At 62.5% G+C, this 16,272-nt stretch carries 25 protein-coding genes and 1 pseudogene; 18 read left to right on the forward strand and 8 right to left on the reverse strand.

The genetic code is table 11. From position 1 onward, the window contains the following. The first annotated feature begins 379 nt into the window (after positions 1–379). Positions 380–580, forward strand: coding sequence for a hypothetical protein (locus B7R93_RS03030; RefSeq protein ID WP_103019372.1), 201 nt, complete (start codon positions 380–382; stop codon positions 578–580). 130 nt (positions 581–710) lie between these two features. Here the strand turns inward: B7R93_RS03030 and B7R93_RS03035 are convergent, their stop codons facing one another. From B7R93_RS03035 to B7R93_RS03050, 4 genes are all read right to left on the reverse strand, one after another. Continuing rightward, on the reverse strand, positions 711–1,292 hold the full coding sequence (locus B7R93_RS03035) for a hypothetical protein (RefSeq protein WP_103019373.1): 582 nt from the start codon (positions 1,290–1,292) through the stop codon (positions 711–713). 227 nt (positions 1,293–1,519) lie between these two features. Then, entirely contained in the window at positions 1,520–2,032 is a 513-nt protein-coding gene (locus tag B7R93_RS03040) for a DUF1071 domain-containing protein (RefSeq protein ID WP_103019374.1), read from the reverse strand. 68 nt (positions 2,033–2,100) lie between these two features. Continuing rightward, positions 2,101–2,349 carry a hypothetical protein gene (locus tag B7R93_RS03045; protein ID WP_103019375.1) on the reverse strand — a complete coding sequence of 83 codons (249 nt, stop codon included), beginning with the start codon at positions 2,347–2,349 and terminating at the stop codon, positions 2,101–2,103. An 81-nt stretch (positions 2,350–2,430) separates the two neighbouring features. Beyond that, positions 2,431–2,730, reverse strand: a complete 300-nt coding sequence (locus B7R93_RS03050) for a hypothetical protein (RefSeq protein ID WP_103019376.1) — start codon at positions 2,728–2,730, stop codon at positions 2,431–2,433. 212 nt (positions 2,731–2,942) lie between these two features. Between B7R93_RS03050 and B7R93_RS03055 the strand changes: the two genes are divergently transcribed. From B7R93_RS03055 to B7R93_RS03130, 17 genes and pseudogenes are all read left to right on the forward strand, one after another. Beyond that, positions 2,943–3,176 (forward strand): helix-turn-helix domain-containing protein, encoded by a 234-nt coding sequence (locus tag B7R93_RS03055; RefSeq protein ID WP_103019377.1) that lies wholly within the window; start codon positions 2,943–2,945, stop codon positions 3,174–3,176. A gap of 4 nt (positions 3,177–3,180) precedes the next feature. After that, complete coding sequence (locus tag B7R93_RS03060) at positions 3,181–3,600, forward strand: WD40 repeat domain-containing protein (RefSeq protein ID WP_103019378.1); 420 nt, start codon at positions 3,181–3,183, stop codon at positions 3,598–3,600. 551 nt (positions 3,601–4,151) lie between these two features. Then, complete coding sequence (locus B7R93_RS03065) at positions 4,152–4,346, forward strand: helix-turn-helix domain-containing protein (RefSeq protein ID WP_103019379.1); 195 nt, start codon at positions 4,152–4,154, stop codon at positions 4,344–4,346. A gap of 223 nt (positions 4,347–4,569) precedes the next feature. Continuing rightward, complete coding sequence (locus tag B7R93_RS15135) at positions 4,570–4,818, forward strand: hypothetical protein (protein WP_157942167.1); 249 nt, start codon at positions 4,570–4,572, stop codon at positions 4,816–4,818. After that, positions 4,811–6,337: a DUF3987 domain-containing protein gene (locus B7R93_RS03070; RefSeq protein ID WP_157942168.1), complete on the forward strand. Its 1,527-nt coding sequence runs from the start codon at positions 4,811–4,813 to the stop codon at positions 6,335–6,337. The genes B7R93_RS15135 and B7R93_RS03070 overlap by 8 nt, the downstream gene beginning before the upstream one ends. Positions 6,338–6,382: 45 nt before the next feature. Next, a pseudogene (locus tag B7R93_RS03075) lies at positions 6,383–6,754 on the forward strand (single-stranded DNA-binding protein); the annotation flags it as partial. A 55-nt stretch (positions 6,755–6,809) separates the two neighbouring features. Next, positions 6,810–7,034, forward strand: a complete 225-nt coding sequence (locus B7R93_RS03080) for a hypothetical protein (RefSeq protein ID WP_232797953.1) — start codon at positions 6,810–6,812, stop codon at positions 7,032–7,034. Between the two features lie 60 nt (positions 7,035–7,094). Then, positions 7,095–7,277, forward strand: a complete 183-nt coding sequence (locus B7R93_RS03085) for a hypothetical protein (protein WP_103019383.1) — start codon at positions 7,095–7,097, stop codon at positions 7,275–7,277. A 4-nt stretch (positions 7,278–7,281) separates the two neighbouring features. Next, a complete protein-coding gene (locus tag B7R93_RS03090; RefSeq protein WP_103019384.1) occupies positions 7,282–7,620 on the forward strand; it encodes a hypothetical protein in 339 nt (112 codons plus the stop codon). Beyond that, the gene (locus B7R93_RS03095) at positions 7,617–7,931 is read left to right on the forward strand and encodes a hypothetical protein (protein WP_103019385.1); all 315 of its coding nucleotides are present in this window, start codon (positions 7,617–7,619) and stop codon (positions 7,929–7,931) included. The genes B7R93_RS03090 and B7R93_RS03095 overlap by 4 nt, the downstream gene beginning before the upstream one ends. 111 nt (positions 7,932–8,042) lie before the next feature. Next, on the forward strand, positions 8,043–8,543 hold the full coding sequence (locus tag B7R93_RS03100) for a DUF2280 domain-containing protein (protein WP_103019386.1): 501 nt from the start codon (positions 8,043–8,045) through the stop codon (positions 8,541–8,543). Further along, positions 8,540–8,728, forward strand: coding sequence for a hypothetical protein (locus B7R93_RS03105; RefSeq protein WP_103019387.1), 189 nt, complete (start codon positions 8,540–8,542; stop codon positions 8,726–8,728). The genes B7R93_RS03100 and B7R93_RS03105 overlap by 4 nt, the downstream gene beginning before the upstream one ends. Beyond that, positions 8,725–8,922 carry a hypothetical protein gene (locus B7R93_RS03110; RefSeq protein ID WP_103019388.1) on the forward strand — a complete coding sequence of 66 codons (198 nt, stop codon included), beginning with the start codon at positions 8,725–8,727 and terminating at the stop codon, positions 8,920–8,922. Before B7R93_RS03105 ends, B7R93_RS03110 begins: the two co-directional genes overlap by 4 nt. Positions 8,923–8,996: 74 nt before the next feature. Beyond that, a complete protein-coding gene (locus B7R93_RS03115; RefSeq protein WP_103019389.1) occupies positions 8,997–9,752 on the forward strand; it encodes a hypothetical protein in 756 nt (251 codons plus the stop codon). A gap of 44 nt (positions 9,753–9,796) precedes the next feature. Then, a complete protein-coding gene (locus tag B7R93_RS03120) occupies positions 9,797–10,087 on the forward strand; it encodes a hypothetical protein (RefSeq protein WP_103019390.1) in 291 nt (96 codons plus the stop codon). Between the two features lie 58 nt (positions 10,088–10,145). Then, positions 10,146–13,955: a phage tail tape measure protein gene (locus tag B7R93_RS03125; protein WP_103019391.1), complete on the forward strand. Its 3,810-nt coding sequence runs from the start codon at positions 10,146–10,148 to the stop codon at positions 13,953–13,955. Between the two features lie 24 nt (positions 13,956–13,979). After that, a complete protein-coding gene (locus B7R93_RS03130) occupies positions 13,980–14,333 on the forward strand; it encodes a hypothetical protein (protein WP_103019392.1) in 354 nt (117 codons plus the stop codon). 23 nt (positions 14,334–14,356) lie between these two features. Here B7R93_RS03130 and B7R93_RS03135 read toward each other — a convergent pair whose 3' ends face one another. From B7R93_RS03135 to B7R93_RS03150, 4 genes are all read right to left on the reverse strand, one after another. After that, positions 14,357–14,863, reverse strand: a complete 507-nt coding sequence (locus tag B7R93_RS03135; protein WP_103019393.1) for a thermonuclease family protein — start codon at positions 14,861–14,863, stop codon at positions 14,357–14,359. 57 nt (positions 14,864–14,920) lie between these two features. Further along, positions 14,921–15,142 carry a hypothetical protein gene (locus tag B7R93_RS03140; protein WP_103019394.1) on the reverse strand — a complete coding sequence of 74 codons (222 nt, stop codon included), beginning with the start codon at positions 15,140–15,142 and terminating at the stop codon, positions 14,921–14,923. 54 nt (positions 15,143–15,196) lie between these two features. Beyond that, the gene (locus tag B7R93_RS03145) at positions 15,197–15,466 is read right to left on the reverse strand and encodes a ribbon-helix-helix domain-containing protein (protein ID WP_103019395.1); all 270 of its coding nucleotides are present in this window, start codon (positions 15,464–15,466) and stop codon (positions 15,197–15,199) included. Positions 15,467–15,527: 61 nt separating this feature from the next. Further along, positions 15,528–16,151, reverse strand: a complete 624-nt coding sequence (locus B7R93_RS03150; protein WP_103019396.1) for a ParA family protein — start codon at positions 16,149–16,151, stop codon at positions 15,528–15,530. Positions 16,152–16,272: the final 121 nt, after the last annotated feature.

Below are 16,272 nucleotides of genomic sequence, written 5' to 3' on the forward strand. Positions count from 1 at the left end.
GCCTTAGATTGAGTTATCATACTTTGCACATATGCGCTGGCCGAAATCCGTGTTATGGCGTGGGTGTTCGCGTCCAAAGGGGCCCTTCTAAGCCGCGAAAGAATGCCGGCGGCGGGGGCACTGTGCGGCCGAGTTCGCTCTCAGAAGGGCCGATTTTGCTACCTGTCACATAACATTCCTTATGCGACAGGTAGATTGCCTTCAGCGGCGCTGAGGGCAGGACTGCAAGAATGGTACCATCACGAAAACGCCCACCGGCAGGCCAAAACGGCGAGCCGAGACGGGCGCGGTGAGGCAGTGGAGGTATCCTTGCGAACAGGCCCTACGGGTCTTAGTATAGACTCACAGCCCGGCCTGGTCGCAGCCCCACTGCGGCCCTATGAGCACATTCGATGAGGAGACCCTTGAGGCAGTCGCGCGTCTTCCCCGCGGCTTCGTGGAGGATGTCCTCCAGGAACTCGCCGATCACTATGAGCACGGCCAGAAAGGCGCGAAGCTCATGGTAGAAGCCGCCGGGAAGGGCGATCAACACGTTCGGCGCTTCGACGGGCCCGACTCCTACCGGCACTCGAAGGGCTGACCGCCCGGAGACGTGAAAGCGCAAAGGACGAAGCACCAGACAAAAGCCCGCCTCTCCGACCCAAGCTATCACTAGGCGGAGAGACGGGCGGAAGCCCAGCTTAGTCGTATGAAAAGGGGCGGGAAGGGTACTAGTCGTCTTCAGGGCCGTAGCGATCCTGGAGGACTTCAAGGAAGTTTTCGATGGAGCCTCTGTCTGTACGGTCCCACCCGACGGCCCTTCCCTTGAAGTCGTGGAAGTGCGATGGCCATTCGTGCTTGAGGGCGTCGGTGTTTTTGGCAGCTGCCAACGCGTGGATGACGTCGTAAAGCTCGAACAGGGCGCTCCGGGCCTCTTTGTGCAACGCGCCGGCGAAAGCTTCCCATACCGCTTGCGGTCCTTTCTCGGCGAGGTCGGGATGGACCCACCGCCGGTGCAGGCTTGTCGCGCCCTCCTGGTTGGTAAACTCCACGTAGAGGCACGGGGCAGCCGTGCCCTCCGAAACGCGGAATCTGACTTCTGTAAGGTCACACGTGACTTCTCGGCTGGATGGGACCACATAGCCGAAGGTAACTCGGTGAGCCTCACAGTCCCAGGAATCGCCGGTGAGGTCCTCGTCCAAGGCTTTCAGCAGCTCGTGGACGGCCGAGGGGTCGTCGTGGCCCCACTTTTCGAAGGTGTCGAAGGAAACGTCGTTGTTGAAAGAGTCTTCAAGGTCGGAATCGTTAGACATCGTTGGTCTGTAGTGTCTAGTGAGTGAACTAAGCTCGACCCCTTCGGCCGCTAGTCCGCCAAGACGTCGGCCGGAGGGGTTTTCTGTGTGAGGTCTCCTTGGGCCAGTCGGCCCGATCGGGCACGAGGCCCGGCACGAGCTCGCAGTTTTGCACGCAAAAATATGTCCGCGGACATAATTGCGAGTCCGTGCCCGGCCCCAAGGCCGCGTGAATCTGTCGGTCCGGGTTACCCTTCGTAGAGTCCGAGACCGAGGCCAAACTGGGCACACGCTCGACGAAACGCCATGCTCTCGGCATTCGAGCTCGGGTCTCCGTACGGAATCTCGGTGACTTCGCCGGTCTCCGCGTCGACCTTGTAGAGCTTCTCGGTGCCGGTGGCCGAGCGGGACACGCTGCCGCCTTCCGCCTCGATCGTGACGGTGCAGGTGACAAAGATCCGGCGTTCGGTGGTCGTGATCTCGACGTCCTTCGACCAGTGCCCGTTCGTGTGGTGCTCCACGTACCGGGCCACGCGGTGCCAGGGGCAATAGGTGAGCTGGTCGCCGCCCTTCCGCTTCGTCTCCAGGTGCCGCTCTCGGATGGGCTGGCGCATGTCTTCGAGGATGCTCTGGAGGGGGCGCCTGGTGCTATCGCTTTGGTTCCCGGCCGTGGCAGCTGCTTCGGGCTCGGCCGGGGCGCCGTCGCCGGCCGGCGGGGAGGCGTCTTCGAAGGTCGGTGTGGGGTCGTTGGGGTGTGGCATCGTTGGGTGTGGCATGAATCTGTGTCGCTCGTGAGCAGGTCGTGGGGACGCGAGAGGCGTCCGACCGGTCAGTTGACCGGGTGGCTGCGCTTCTCCTCCCAGGCCTTCAGGGAGGCGCGTGAGAGCGACACGATGCCGCGGGGCGTGACGGCCTGGTACCGGCGGACGGCCGGACTGCCCGGCTGCTGGAGGGCCACGACGCGGCGAATAGCGACCGGCTGGCCTTTGCTGTTCAGGCGCAGGCGGGCGTTGGGGTTTTGGTAGCGATGCCCGTTGACCGTATCGGAACGAGAGGGGGAGAGCTGAGGGTTAGACATAGTGACTGCTGGCTTCTTGAGTGGAGTTCAGTGAGTCTTCGCCCGCCTCAGGATTCCTGGTCCCGAGGCGGGCATTTTTTGTCAGTGCGAGAGGTAGTCAGTGAAGCTGAGCTCATCCCCGCTCCACTTCTTCTGACTGAGGCGCTTGCCATTGTCCACGTGGCTGATCCGCACGGTGTCGATCCGGCAGTCGGCCTTTTCGTGGGCGCGCTTCACGAACGAGCGAACGCGGGCTTCCCAGCCGTTGGTGTTGGCCGTCGAGTAGCACTTCGTGGTCCGATCCGAGAGCTGCACGGAGACGTGAAATTCGTCCTGGTGCTGCTCATTGGCGGCCGGGATTGCGTATCCGCTTCGTGAGCTTGCCTCTTTGATCGTGGTCATGGGCTTGCGCTCTGAGTGGAGTTCAGTGAGCTTGCGGCCGGCAGGATTCCTGGTCCCACCGGCCTCCCTTTTCTCACTGTGTCATACTGCATCATACTAGACCCGTTCCTCTCGGCAACCTACTTTAAATTTTCTTCATCATACAGGGATGAATCATGTCATATGCTGGCGTATATGAATAGGGCACTTGACGCGCATAGCTCCTTCGCACGATGCCCCAGACGATGGACCGCCCCACGACCCTCAGCCCGCAAGAGGTGGCCGACGCGCTCGGTATGAGCCGCCGCACGATATACCGGTGGATCAACGATCGGGACCTGGACACGACCCAGCCCAGCGGGAAGGCGAAGAGCCGACACCGCATCTTCGAGCGTCAGCTGGCCGAGAAGATTGGAGAGGAGGATGCGGCCGAGGTCTTCAATGCTTACGCGAATGACGAAGCATAGCCTCATGCCAGATCCCGAGCCCATTGAGCCTGAAGACATCTTCGAAGGCGCTGAAGCACCGGAAGCTCCGAAAGCAGGGGAGTCTGGCAAGGAAGCTCCCCCCGAGACGAATCCGATCGAGGAGGACGAACCTTTGGGTGACCCTACGGACTCAAATGACCCAACCGATATGACTCGCAACGAGCTAAAGGCTCACCTGGACGCCACTGAAGAACGCGTGCGCCGTATGACTGAGGGGGTGTCGCAGAAGCTCGACAAGCACCTCGAAGTCATGCAGGAGTCGAACGAACGCTTCAAGGCGGAGGTGCGCGAAGACCTTTCGGTCATGAAGGAGTCGAACAAGTGGACCTACCGTCTCACTGCGGCCAGCTTAACGGTCCTCATCATCGTGGTCGGTCTCATTGGGGTTTTGCTCGGAGGATAGGTCGCCAAAACTGCACAGACATAGCAACGCCCCGATCCGCGCAAGTCTTGTAGGAGGGACTGCGGACCAGGGCGCACTCACTCGCAGCACGAAGCCACGAATGACCGCCACACGCTCACAGACAAGCTGAGAGCATGAAGCAGGCTATTTCAGTACCTCCGTACGAGGCCAAATCGGATGAGATCCGATTTTGCGCGCAATGCTCCGCCGCCGGCCGTGAAAGGGTAGTGACGGCCGCCTCGGGTGAGAATATGAAGACCGCTTTTCGGCCGGGAACCCTTTCTTGCAGCCTCGTACAGTACATTGCCGCGACGGAGCGGAATTGCCATATAGACGGCTTGCGCCAAGGGCGTGGCCGTCGATCCAAGGGCCGGAGGCCGGTGCTTGCCAGTCACACCGAGATCAGGTGGTCTGTGCAGGCGCAGGACTTCGCCACACATTCGGCCGCCTGCGAAGGCACACACCCTGAAGGGGTGCGACCTTCTGAGTCTCAGTGACCGGGATTCAGAGGGACGCACCCCTTTTTTAGTTGCTCAATCCACGGTTCCGCTATGCCAGACGACGAGCTTCCTCTATACCTCGGCGCCAAACGCTTCGCAAAGGAGCTGGGAATGCACCGCCAAACCCTCTACGTCAAACTCAAAGAGGGGAAAATCCCTGGCGCTCGGAAGATAGGGGGACGGTGGAAGATTCCCCGCTGGGCTCTCGACGAGGTGGGGACGCCGGCGCATCTAGCAACAGCCTAACTTTTCATAGAACTGCCCCGACCGCCGAAAATGCGTTTGGAAGGCGCGGCGGGCCGGGGCAGGTCATAACACCGAGAAGGTGATGCAACAACCCAAACCGAAATCGAGCGTTCCGAAGGAGTCTTCAAAAGGCCCGCGATGGGCCCGATCGTCGCCCCCACGGCCGGGGGCAGCTGCTCTACCTACCGACGGCCAACACGACCAGGCCGGGGTGGAGCGTGTGATGGATAGCTCCGACTCGCTCCGGCTCGACCACGCACGGCAGCTCCGTGACCTCTTGCAGCGCTTCGCTACGGAGTACGACCTGGAGGAGCACAAAAAGTGGCCCGGTCGGCCGGTGGCTTGGAGCGAGGCCTCTACAGGTGGCTGCGCGCTCTGCGCAGATCCGGGATCTGCACTGGCCGGGATGCTTTCTGCCCTGAACGCTGCAATCAATGGCGCCAACCAGGCGGGGGTGGTCGACCGTGAATAGCTCAACCACTGGAGACGGTGCCAACGGGAATCCGGAGCATACCCTCGAATCCACCCCTGAAAAGGACAGAAAGGACGAAAAGGACGAAAAGGACACCGGCCGGACATTTAACCCGAGCCAGCTTCCCGCCGAAGCTTTTGAGTATCTTCCCGACACTCTACACAACATCACCGAGTGCCTTGGGGCTGGCCACGAGCGCGATACGTTTCTCACCGGAGTACTTCCGGTCTGTGCTGGCGCCATGCCGAACGTTCGCCTCCGGTACGGCGGGCAGTGGCTTTCCCTGAATCACTATACGGCCGTCATTGCGCCTGCGGGAGCTGGGAAGGGAAAATTTCGAATCGCCAAGCAGTGCGGCAAGAAGCTCGACAAGCGGATCTACGACAACAGCCGTCGGCAGATTGAACTCTGGGAGCAGCGGCAAGAGTCGAAGGAAGAAGAGGCCGGCAGCCGGCCGCAGGAAAAGACGCTCTTCCTCCCTGGCGACACGAGCGCCTCGGAGATGAAGCACATGCTCCAGGCAAACCCGCATTCCGTCATGTTCGAGACGGAGTTCAAGACAGTGGGGACGGCCCTCTCCCAAGACTGGGGGCAGTTCCGCGATGTCATGCTAAAGGCGTTCCACAACGAGAGCGTCACAGTGGCCAGGCGGAAAGACGATATTCTCCGCATCGGCCACCCGGCCATGTCGGCCGCTCTATCCGGCACGCCCAGCACCTTCCACGAAGTCATCGAAGACGTCGAGGACGGACTGTTTTCCCGGTTCTGCTTCTACACCTTCGACGCTGAGACCGAGTGGGTCCCTCAGTTCTCCGACGATACGGATTGGGAGCTTGAAGAGGCCACGGATGAAGCGGCGAACCGACTCGATAATATCAATGAGACTCTTACCCAACGGGATGAACCGCTCTACGTGACCTTCCCGGATTCAGTGCAGAAAAAGCACACTGAGGCGTGCCGCACAGTACTGGAGGCATTGAAAGCCCAGGACGTACCTCAGTGCCTTCACCCAAACGTGAAGCGGGCTGGCCTCAATGCCCTTCGGTTTGGGAGCATCTTTGCCTTGATGCGCCTTGATGAGCGGGGTACTGACCTGTCAGGCCCGAAGTCGGTGGCAATCTCGGAGGCGGATCTTCGAGGTGGGCTCTACCTGGCGTTCTCTTACCTATCTCATGCCCTTCAAGTCGCAGAGGAGATGGAGGCAACCGATGGAGAGAAGGGTCTTCACGAGGGGCACAAAGACTACCTGGAGGCACTGCCGGAAGGAGCATTTGACACGGCCGACGCCGATCGTATTGCCGAGGAGCTTGGCATCGATGATCGAAAGGCCCGCCGCTGGCGAAAGAAGTTCGCGCAGAAGGGACTCCTCGTGGATGAAGGATACGGTTCTTGGAGGCGCCCCTCCTCTGAATCCGTGCCCGGTGTCCTTTCTGTCCATTCTGTCCTTTCTGTCCTTTTCGACCGAAATGGGGGGCTCGACCGGAAGCCGTCAGTGGAGGATGAGGGGGCGCCGTTTTAATCTAGACTGTCATTAACCAACTGAAGCCCATGAGCAGATCCCGAACTTCGATATACCGGCGATGGGACGGCCGTGGCAAACTTTAGCGTTGCCACGAACCAGTACGACCGCGACGAACCCGAGTGGCACAACTGCACCGCGTGGGGCGACCTGGCAGAGATCGTGAACGATCACCTGGCGAAGGGTGAGCGCGTCTTCCTGGAGGGCAGCCTGCGGACCAACACGTGGGAGGACCCGGACGGCAATCGGCGCTCGACGACCGAGATCCACGCCGATAAGGTGATCTTCCTCGGCTCAGACGAGGCGCCGCCTGAGTCCGATAGATCGGCCAACGGACAGCCCAGCAGCGAGCCCCAGAAGCAGCCCGCCGGTGGTAGAGACCAGACGTTCGAGCCGGACGATCCTCTCCCCTTCTGACTGAGACCGCCCCGCACGCGCAGAGACAACCTCCGATATTGCAATAGCGGATACCATGCCAGCCTCTCCTCACACTGCGCCTCCCTCCGATGTGCCCGATCCAGGCACGATCGTGGCCCTGAATGTGCCGCCAGCCGCGGTCGGGTTGCACCGCATGGCCGATCGGGGCGACCCCTTCCACGTCGTGGACGTCGAGGGCACCGAACTCGTGGTGACACTGGCCGGGGGCGATGGCCGGACGTACCGGCTCAGGCTTGGGCACGTGCAGGCTGAAAAGTGATCCGCCGGGCCGGAATGCCGGGACCCGTGCCGACACCTACGAACCAAGACGAGTGATCCAATGGGTGACGTGCTGCACGTCGAATGGAGCTACGGAGAGCAGGGGGCGAAAGCGTGCCGAGAGGGACAGCCCTGCGACCCGCCGGAGGAGCTGCACATGATCGTGGCGATGAGCTGGGCCGCGGGGTGGTTGGACGAAAGCGATGAACACCCGACGCCCTACACCACGAACCAGACTGAATGAGACCATGGCACACCGAAACGCAGAACGCGCCAAAGAGCACGAGCGAGAGGTCGTGCACGAAGCGGAGGCCCGCCACCTTGCTGCTTCCCGTGCGTGGAATTCCGACGGCCGCTCCCTGGGAGAGACAGAGGAGACAGACGTACTCATTCACCACGACGACCCGCAGGCTGAAGGCTTCGCCCAGACGGTGCGAGTCCAGTGCAAGCGGCGCAAAAACATTGCGCAGTACCTGACCTGTGAGAATGCCGACATCGTGGTCGTGCGTGAGGACTACGGGGACAACCTCGTGGTCTGCCCGCTGGACGTCTTCCTCGACCTACTCACAGACACTGCAGGCCAATGAGCCGATCCGCCCGATCGAAGCACGTCGACCCGTTTGAAACCGGCTCCCTGGAGGCCTGGGGAGGGATCGTCTCGGGCCGCATCGTGGACTTCGCTGAAGAGGTTGGCGTTTCCCCCTCCTCGATTGAGGCCGCCGCGGAGCAGATGCCCCTCCTCGTCGACACCTCGACGCCGAAGGGGCGCAATGATGAGGACCGGCCCGACACGCCGGAACTCCGCTGTATCGCCGTGGAGCAGCAGCACCTCGGGGAGCTGACTGAGACGGCCCGTCGCGTCGAGGGGCAATCTTCACACCCTGACCCCGCTACCTGAGTACGACATCCCCGACATGTAGCCCGCGGAGGGGCCCTCCAGGGTTTGCTGGGCCCGCAAGGTCTCGCCGCGGGCTGTAATTCGCACTTTTTCGCACCCGATCAAACCGATATGGCGACCCTGAAAAGCCGCCATAAGCGCCTTATCGTCAAGCGGTTAGCGGTCTTCGACCGGCCGTCCGATGTCCAAGACGAAGTGCGAGAGCGCTTCGGCCTCGAGGTCGACTCGCCCCAGCTGGCCCACTACGACCCCACGACCCGGAAGGGGCAGGGCCTGGCGCAAGGCCTGACGGCCCTCTTCCATAAGACGAGGGAGCGTTTCCTGGATGAGTACACCGAGACCGCGATCCAGCACAAGGCCGTCCGCCTCCGCCGGCTGGAGCGGATTGCGAACAAGTTTTCGCAGATGCGCAACTACGTCGCCGAGATGGACGCCCTCGAGCAGGCGGCGAAGGAGATGGGCGGGGCCTACACCAACCGGCACACGCTCGATGCGAGCGTTAGTAATCCGGAAGACGTCGACTTCGATGACCTAACCGACGAGCAGATCGAGCAGATTGCGGCGGGGGAGCCCCTTCGAGAGGTCCTTGCATCCGACCAGGTCGACACATGAGCAGCGCACAGATCCGAGCAGAAGCAGAGAAGGAACGCCGGCGCCGCCTCCCAGCCGTCATCGACAGCGACGGCCGAGCCTTCCACCGCGGGAAGGAGATCGACCCGGAGACGGTGGACGAGCTGCCGGCCGGCGACGGGTACCGAGCAATCGACTTCACGCCCCCAGACAGCGACACGCTATGAATAGCCTTCAGATCCGTGCCCGAGCCGAGCAGGAAAGGCGCCGGCGCCAGTCCTCGAAGATCATCTTTTACGATCCGGATGACCCGGAGGAGCCGGAGAAGTCTTTCCAGGCAGCGAACACAAGCGGGGAAGGCGTCCCCTTCCTGTGCCCTGAGAAGGCCGATGAAGAGGACCTCCGGGCTGGCGAGTGCTGAACCGAAAACCGATAACGAAATCTTATCGGTCCTTATCTCACACCGTGCTTTTGCACTCAAATCGACATCTGATCATGAGCACCGACCTATCAGACGCCCCTTACGACACCGACACCCTCCAGTCCGAAAAGGCGGACCTCCAAGACGAACTCTCCGAGCTCCGCAGTCGGCGCGATCGGTTGAAGGAGAAGGAGGACAACCTCCGGGAGGAGGTGAGGGAGATCCATGATGCCCTTTCCAGTGGCGATGTGGAGGAGCCTCCCGAAGAGCTTGCTGATCTCAAATCCGAGCGCGATTCGATGAAGGAGGCCCGCATGGCCGTCGACGAGGAGATCCGCGCGGCGGAAAACCGCCTCTCTGAGATCAAGGCGCAGCTCGACTCCCACGACAAGGTCGAGGCCCTGAAAGAGACGGCTGCCCGCTGCAAAGCCCACCGTGACAACTACGAGGAGGCGATGGAGACGGCCGTTCAGGCGGCAGAAGAAGCCCTGGAGGAGGGCCTTGATGAGATGCACGCCTGGCGAGAGGCCCAGGAGGACTTCAAGTCGGAGGCGAGCCGGATCTTCCCCGCCTTGAAAAGGGGTGGCCGCGATGACGAGCAGCGGCGCAAGATTCGGCGTGCCCTTCAGGCTCTCAGCTCCGCTGGCGTCGAGTACGACGTCGCCCTTTCCAACGCGCCCCACTGGCACGCCGGCCGCACGCACGCAGCGACCTTCTCCCGCGTGGTCCGCAGCGAGGCAGATGCTCACGACGAGACGCCCCCCGTGCAGGGTCCAATCGCCGATCGCCTCTACGACCGCCTCGAAGAGATGGAGGAGGCCCGCCGCTGAGGCCCCCGACTTTCACGTTGCCACGCACCCATACGACTGACCCCATGGACACCGACGAGCTTAGCGACACGCAGAAGCGTCTCATCCACGCTGGCATTGACGTCCGAACGGCCGACTGGCCCGACGGGCTCACGGCGGACGAGCCGGAGGATGATCTCGACGAGCGGCTTTCCTGGTACGAAAGGCAGCGACAGGTGGCAGAAGGCGTCGAAAAGGTGCTCGAATCCGAAGAGGAGAGCCCCGAGGAGGAAGGAGAGAACGAGGACTCCGAAGAGACGCCCTTGAGCGAAGAGGTGCAGAAGCAAAAGCGCCAGCAGATCCGCTATGGCGTGTGACCGGGGCGGCATGTGCCCTTGGCTTCCCTTCCTTCTTTGACCAACCCTCCTCAGACCCATGCCTGAGCCTCTCAAACAGAAACTTAAGGTCGAGCCCGAAGGCGTCAAAAAGACCTTCTCCAAGGTGCGCGCTGGCCTGGCCGGCGTGGATGCCAGCACGAAGAAGACCTCTGGTCTCTTCGGGGGGCTCATCTCGAAGGTCAAGTCCTTTGGCGGCGCCGCTAAGGTAGCAATTGCCGGTACGGCCGTCGGTGCATTCGTGGCTCTCATCGGCACCTTGACGAAGGCCACGCAGGAAGCGTCGGCTTTCGAAAAGAAACTCGCGGAGGTGGGGACTCTCCTGGACGGAGACGTCTCAGGGAAGCTGGAGCGTTTCGAGAAGGGGCTGAATGAGATCCGCCGAGACCTACCGCAGGCCAGAAGCCTTGTCGGGGCGCTCTACGATGCCATCTCTGCCGGCGTCGACCCGGACAACGCCCTCAGCTTCGTCCGCACGGCGGCCGAGAGTGCCATTGCGGGGGTGACCGATACCAAGACGGCCGTCAACGGGCTTACCACTGTCTTGAACGCCTTCAACAAGGACATCTCCGAGGCGGATCAGGTGGCCGACTCCTTCTTCACGGCCGTCGAGCAGGGAAAGACCACCTTTCCCGAACTTGCCGACTCGATCGGCCTGGTTGCGCCCTTGGCGCAGTCGCTGGGCGTCTCCCTCGATGAGGTAAACGCCACCCTGGCCACCCTGACGGCCAACGGGCGCACCACCTCACAAGCCACACGCGAGCTGCGCCAGATCTTGAACGCGCTCACCAAGAACGCCGAGGACTTCCGGCGCATCGGGATCAATGTGAACGAGGTGCTTGATGAGCGAGGCCTTCAGGGCGTGCTTCAAGAAGTGCAGAAGGCCACCGGTGGGGCGAATGCGGAGATTCAGTCCCTCTTCGGCCGGGTGCAGGCGGTGAACGGCGTGCTCACCCTGGCTTCCGGCAGCGCAGGCGAGTTTGCCGGTAACCTGGGAGCGATGGAAGGCAAGGCCGGCGCGACGTCCGATGCCTTAGGGACGATGGAAGAGGCAACGGCGTCGCTCTTCCAGCAGCTCAAGAACAACCTCACGGTGGTCCTTCGAGGGCTGGGATCTCAGATCCTTCCCGCACTGAATTCCGTGCTGGAGACAACGATCGGCTTTGCGGAAGACCTCGGCCGCTCCGATGCAGAGCGCTTCCTCTCGACCCTGCGAGACGCGGAGGGCATCGACCCTGGCGTGATGCGTCAGCTGGAGGCCACGATCGACACGCGCAAAGCGGAGGACCGCCTCGACGAGCTGCGCTCGAAGGTTGAGGAGGAGACGGTGGCCGTCGGGGTAGACTTAAGCGGCGAAGAGGCGGAGCTGATCCGGGAGGACCTCCAAGGCCTCACCACGCGGGAGCTCCACTCGAGCCTCCAAGACGTGAACGACGCGCTGGAGAGTCGTGCCGAGCGTGTTGCGGAGCTGGAGGCGCAGGAAGAGGACCTCTCCTCGACGCAAGAGCGGGTTCTTTTCATTGCCCGTGCCCGCCGGAAGGCCCTGGAGGAGGCCCAGTCTGAGATGCTGGACGGGATCAAGACGATCTCCCAGCTTGAAGCAGCCCAGGAGCGGGCGGCCGAGGCAAGAGGGCGCCTGGATGAGGCCCTTTCTGGCGACGGCGCCTCGACGAGCGGAGGCGAGGGCGGAAGTGAGCCGGCCTTCAGCGCGGAGGAGCGGGCCTCTGCGCGCGAGTCTCTGGCGAAGCTCTCCAAAGAGATCCGGGAGCAGGAGCGCCTGCGTGCGGCCGAGACGGCCGAGGCAGAGTCCATACTCGAGGGCATCATCTCCACCGAGGAGCAGATCAAGAAAGTGCAGGCGGCCCAGCGCAAGCTCCGAGGGGAGAACAAAGAGGAGGCTCAGGAGCTCCTGAAGATCTTGCGGGAGCAGCTGGATGAGCAGAGCAGCGCCCTCGACGACGCGGAGCGGGCGAGTATCCCGCTTCCAGCCGGGGGAGACCTGGAAGACAGCGCCACCCGCATGATTGACAGCACAGCGGAGGCCCTAAAGGAGGCCGAGGACGCCTTTCCCTCCTTTCCGGAGCTGCTCGGGCTCGACAATCCGGCCGACGTCATTTCAGAGTTTCGGTCGCGGATCTCGCAGCTTCGCCTGAAGGAGCTCACCGAGGAGAGCTTTAGTGAAGCGGATTTCGCGGAGGCGGCAAGCAAGGAGGCCGAGCGCTTCAAGCAGCGCATCATCGAGATCAAGGGGGAGCTTGAGGAGATGGGCTTCGAGGTGGGCAAGGGCGCGGCCGAGGAGGTTGTCGGGGGCCTGCAGGAAATGGGGGATACTGGCGAGGAGACAGACGACAATCTCCAAAACGTCGCCGACACTCTCAACCAAATTGCGGCGATGGCCGAGGGGCTCTCCCGTATTGGAGAAGAGCTGGGCATTATTGGCGAGGAGGCCGCCAGCGCCATTCAGGGCATCTCCCAGCTTGCGCAGGGGGCCAGCTCTGCCGTTGCGGGCTTCTCGTCGGGTAACATCGCGCAGGGAATCTCCGGAAGCATCCAGGCGATCGGCGGCGCGATTCAGGCTGGTTCCTCAATCTTCGGGGACAACGGCCCGGACATTGAGAAGCTGCAATCCAAGATCGAGCAGAACACCCGCGAAATCGTCAAGAACACCAAGGGGCTCCTTGAGGAGGGCCAGATTGGAGGAGACGTCTCCGAGGAAGACATAGACCGGGCAGAAGGGCTGGTCGAAGAGATCCTGACGGGCCCGTTCAATGAGGGCGAGATCATCGACCAGTTTGAGCAGATTGGTAATATCGAGGGGTTGCCGGACTTCTCCGGGCAGCTCGATCCGCTCGAGGAGTTTATCGAGTCGGAGTTCGGCGCGGACAACGCGAACGAGCTTGCGGCGAAGCTGCTGACCGGGGAAATGAGCTTCGAAGAGTTTGGGGAGGCGACCGGGACGGGAGGACTTGGCGAAGCTGTCATTCAGGACTTCTTGGGCGAGGACTTCCAGCCTCTGGGTGACGTTCTTACCGAACTCGATGAGAACCTCGGCATGTTCAGCGACTCGCTTTCCGGAGCAATCGGAGAGCTGGAGCTCATGCGCGACTTTGGCGGCACCAGCACGGAGAAAAACTTCGACAGCTTCATCCAGGGGCTACTCGACCTGGACTCGGTGTCCAGCGACTTGAAAGAGGAGCTCGAAAGCGCGGCCGACGTGGACGTGACCACCGAGGAGGGCCGGCAGCGCCTACAGGAGATTATTGCAGCGATTGCGGCGAGCCTGAAAAGCGGCGACCTGGACACCGGCGACCTCAGCCCCAACGAGATTGAGGAGCTGCTCGACTCGCTGCAATCGTTTGCCGAGGAGGGAGGGACTGGCGAATCGCCCGAGGAGCGCCGCCGAAGGCAAACACAGATCCAGCGCACGATCACGGAGATTCAGGCCAATGAGCTGATCGCGCTCGAGACGGAGCAGCTGTTCACGCTACGCGGCATCCTGCAGGCGTTGGGCGGGGACGTCGAGACGACCTCGTTTGAGCCGATGGGCGTCGGGGGCCCGGTCGCCCTCGAGGTGGACGACGCCATCCGGGAGATCCGTGACAGCGTGGTGCAGGCAGCACAAGGCCCGGCCAGTGGCGACGGCGGCAGTGGCGGTGATGGCAGCCCTGGAGCGCCTGCTCCACCGCCGGGCACTCCGCCAGGCACTCCGCCCCCAAGGCGTGACCCTCCAGAGAGAGAGACTCCAGTAAGGCAGACGACCATGAACTTTACGGTCAAGGCTAGCGACCCGCCGAGAGTGATCGCTGAAAAGATGGAGGAAGCGGCTCGGCTGAGCCGCCTTTCACAGTAGGTGAACGACGGTAGCTGAAGGCTCATGCACGACGCAGGAACGATCGAGCAGATTCAGCGCTGGCGCAGACAGGGCAAGTGGCTGAAATCTGAAATCAAGGATCGGAGCCGCGAAATCCTTGCGGAGGTGCGCAGCGCCGAGAAGGTCCTGAATGGCCCGTGCGCATACTACGTGAACGCCAACGGGGCTTTTGCGCTTGAGGACGTCGAGGAGGATGTCCTCAGAAGAGCATTTCAGCGCACCACTGAAGATGAGGTGCTCGTCCTCTGGCTCGCCTCTTGGGAAGGGGGCTCGCGCCTCTACAGCGCCACAGTTCCGAAAGAGGGAAGCTCCGGTGAGGAAAGCCCCAATCAGAGAGGACCGGCCCGCCTTCTGTAGCTCTTGCAAGGCTGACTTTTCGGCTAGAGACGACGCATCAGGCGCGAGATCCACCGCCCCCACCGCAGCCCCTTCTTGATGCTGTCCCACACGCTGGGCGGCTGGTCCGCCCGGCGAAACTCCCACGGCGGCGTCGGATCGTTCTGCGACCACAGGCCGGCGCCCTCCGATCGGGCCTCCTCTTCGCACTGGACAAGCGCCTCACTGGTCGCGTACCGCCGGGAGTGCCACGCCAGGCCACTGACGACGAGGGACTGGGCCAGGTCGACGGGGCCGTCCTCCGTCTCGATCTGCACGCGGGCGATGTAGCGGCCATACGGGCCGGTGTCCTGCACGTGGACACGGACCCGCTCTCCACCGATGAGCTGCCGGGCGCCCTTCGTGGCCGCCGGGCCGTATGGCTGCCCCGTCTCCGGGGCGTCGATGCCCCAGACACGCACCGTCACAGTGTCGCTGCCCGTCGTAACGACCACAGTGTCCCCATCCTTCACCCGCTGGACGCGGCCGTGGAGGGTGTCGGCATCTGGCATGGCAAAAGCGGGGCCTATAAGAGCGGATTTGTCGGGCGTGGCAAGGGGACAGGGTGATCAGCCGGATGTGAGGCTTGACTCGGCATTCTCCGCTGCGGCGTCCCCTCCAGCTACACGGCCGTCGAGGTAGGCCATGCGCTCGGGAGCAGAGTCGAAGTTCTGTGAGGTCATGCCGAGGCCACTGGCGCCGTCGACGGCCCCGAGTTCCCAGGCATGAGCGAGGTCTCCCTCCTCGTGCGGGTTCTCGGACTTCAGATTTTCGAGCTGGTCGTTGGTCATGGGGCTGAGAGGCTTCGAGAGGAGTGCTGTGAGTCGCCCGTACGTCGCATGTACTTACAGGCCTGTCTCCCCGTCCTCGACGGCCTCAAGCATCCACTGCCGGATCACCCAGGACATGCTCCGCCCCTCCTGGTCGCAGAGGTCGGAGAAGGCGTCCCGAAGGTTCTCGGGGATGCGGGCGTTGAACTTGACTTCCTCTCCCTCGGTGAGCCCGCCGCGGCTGGCGGCCGAAGTATCGGCATTGGCTTCAGTCTTCGTCTCCATAGCGGCGTCGAGGGCACCGTTTGCAGGGATCGTGTTGGAATCGTCGGAAGATGGGGGCATTGGTCGGGTGTTGGTTGGTTCATCTTAGAACGGCCGTGAGGACCACGTACATCGCTTGTACTCACGAAAGCAGATCGCCCACGTCTTCGAGCAGGGCGCGGACTTCATCGGCCGCTGTGCCGCCGTACCCGCCGTCCAGGACTGTCTCGCCTTGTGAGAGGCTACGAGCGTACGCCACGCGGGAGGTGAATCCGTTCAGGAGGGGAAGCCCCTCTTTCGATAGAACCTGCTCCAGCTCTTCTGCAAGCGTCGTGCGGACATCTCTCTGCGAGGCGACGAACGCGGCTTTCAGACCGGTGGTCTCTAGGTGCTCACGCAAGACGTCCAGAAACTCGGCCGTGCCCCACAAGTCGAGTCCGCTCGGCCGGACCGGCACGAGGGCAAGGTTGGAAACCGACAGCACCGCCCCGGTGCGCTCGTCCAGTCGAGCGGGGCTGTCTATGACCACCACATCGGCACCGGCGACGTGAGGCGTGAGTGAGTCGCCAGTATGCACGTGCTCGACGGGCGGCCCGTCGTACCCTTCTGCGGTACGCTTCCTCCAGTCGAGGGCACTTCCCTGCGGATCAGCGTCCACGAGTTTCGTCGGGTAGCCACTGCGGTGGCACGCGACGGCAAGGTGAATGGCGATCGTGGTCTTTCCAGTTCCACCCTTTGGGTTGACAGTAGCGATCGTGAGGGGCATATACGGAGCGTGAGGACATGTGAGTACGTGCGACACACAAACCTAGCTTCAGCACCGCTGAGCGTCAATATGTGCAGTTCATGAGGCCCAATTCTGGCAAAACTCAACATAAACAGCCTTA

Origin of the sequence: Salinibacter altiplanensis (assembly GCF_002894645.1) — a bacterium.
GTDB lineage: Bacteria > Bacteroidota > Rhodothermia > Rhodothermales > Salinibacteraceae > Salinibacter > Salinibacter altiplanensis.

Coding starts and splice junctions, on each gene's coding strand:
- B7R93_RS03030 (WP_103019372.1), top strand. CDS start 380: ATGAGCACATTCGATGAGGAGACCCTTGAGGCAGTCGCGCGTCTTCCC.
- B7R93_RS03035 (WP_103019373.1), bottom strand. CDS start 1,292: ATGTCTAACGATTCCGACCTTGAAGACTCTTTCAACAACGACGTTTCC.
- B7R93_RS03040 (WP_103019374.1), bottom strand. CDS start 2,032: ATGCCACACCCCAACGACCCCACACCGACCTTCGAAGACGCCTCCCCG.
- B7R93_RS03045 (WP_103019375.1), bottom strand. CDS start 2,349: ATGTCTAACCCTCAGCTCTCCCCCTCTCGTTCCGATACGGTCAACGGG.
- B7R93_RS03050 (WP_103019376.1), bottom strand. CDS start 2,730: ATGACCACGATCAAAGAGGCAAGCTCACGAAGCGGATACGCAATCCCG.
- B7R93_RS03055 (WP_103019377.1), top strand. CDS start 2,943: ATGCCCCAGACGATGGACCGCCCCACGACCCTCAGCCCGCAAGAGGTG.
- B7R93_RS03060 (WP_103019378.1), top strand. CDS start 3,181: ATGCCAGATCCCGAGCCCATTGAGCCTGAAGACATCTTCGAAGGCGCT.
- B7R93_RS03065 (WP_103019379.1), top strand. CDS start 4,152: ATGCCAGACGACGAGCTTCCTCTATACCTCGGCGCCAAACGCTTCGCA.
- B7R93_RS15135 (WP_157942167.1), top strand. CDS start 4,570: ATGGATAGCTCCGACTCGCTCCGGCTCGACCACGCACGGCAGCTCCGT.
- B7R93_RS03080 (WP_232797953.1), top strand. CDS start 6,810: ATGCCAGCCTCTCCTCACACTGCGCCTCCCTCCGATGTGCCCGATCCA.
- B7R93_RS03085 (WP_103019383.1), top strand. CDS start 7,095: ATGGGTGACGTGCTGCACGTCGAATGGAGCTACGGAGAGCAGGGGGCG.
- B7R93_RS03090 (WP_103019384.1), top strand. CDS start 7,282: ATGGCACACCGAAACGCAGAACGCGCCAAAGAGCACGAGCGAGAGGTC.
- B7R93_RS03095 (WP_103019385.1), top strand. CDS start 7,617: ATGAGCCGATCCGCCCGATCGAAGCACGTCGACCCGTTTGAAACCGGC.
- B7R93_RS03100 (WP_103019386.1), top strand. CDS start 8,043: ATGGCGACCCTGAAAAGCCGCCATAAGCGCCTTATCGTCAAGCGGTTA.
- B7R93_RS03105 (WP_103019387.1), top strand. CDS start 8,540: ATGAGCAGCGCACAGATCCGAGCAGAAGCAGAGAAGGAACGCCGGCGC.
- B7R93_RS03110 (WP_103019388.1), top strand. CDS start 8,725: ATGAATAGCCTTCAGATCCGTGCCCGAGCCGAGCAGGAAAGGCGCCGG.
- B7R93_RS03115 (WP_103019389.1), top strand. CDS start 8,997: ATGAGCACCGACCTATCAGACGCCCCTTACGACACCGACACCCTCCAG.
- B7R93_RS03120 (WP_103019390.1), top strand. CDS start 9,797: ATGGACACCGACGAGCTTAGCGACACGCAGAAGCGTCTCATCCACGCT.
- B7R93_RS03125 (WP_103019391.1), top strand. CDS start 10,146: ATGCCTGAGCCTCTCAAACAGAAACTTAAGGTCGAGCCCGAAGGCGTC.
- B7R93_RS03130 (WP_103019392.1), top strand. CDS start 13,980: ATGCACGACGCAGGAACGATCGAGCAGATTCAGCGCTGGCGCAGACAG.
- B7R93_RS03135 (WP_103019393.1), bottom strand. CDS start 14,863: ATGCCAGATGCCGACACCCTCCACGGCCGCGTCCAGCGGGTGAAGGAT.
- B7R93_RS03140 (WP_103019394.1), bottom strand. CDS start 15,142: ATGACCAACGACCAGCTCGAAAATCTGAAGTCCGAGAACCCGCACGAG.
- B7R93_RS03145 (WP_103019395.1), bottom strand. CDS start 15,466: ATGCCCCCATCTTCCGACGATTCCAACACGATCCCTGCAAACGGTGCC.
- B7R93_RS03150 (WP_103019396.1), bottom strand. CDS start 16,151: ATGCCCCTCACGATCGCTACTGTCAACCCAAAGGGTGGAACTGGAAAG.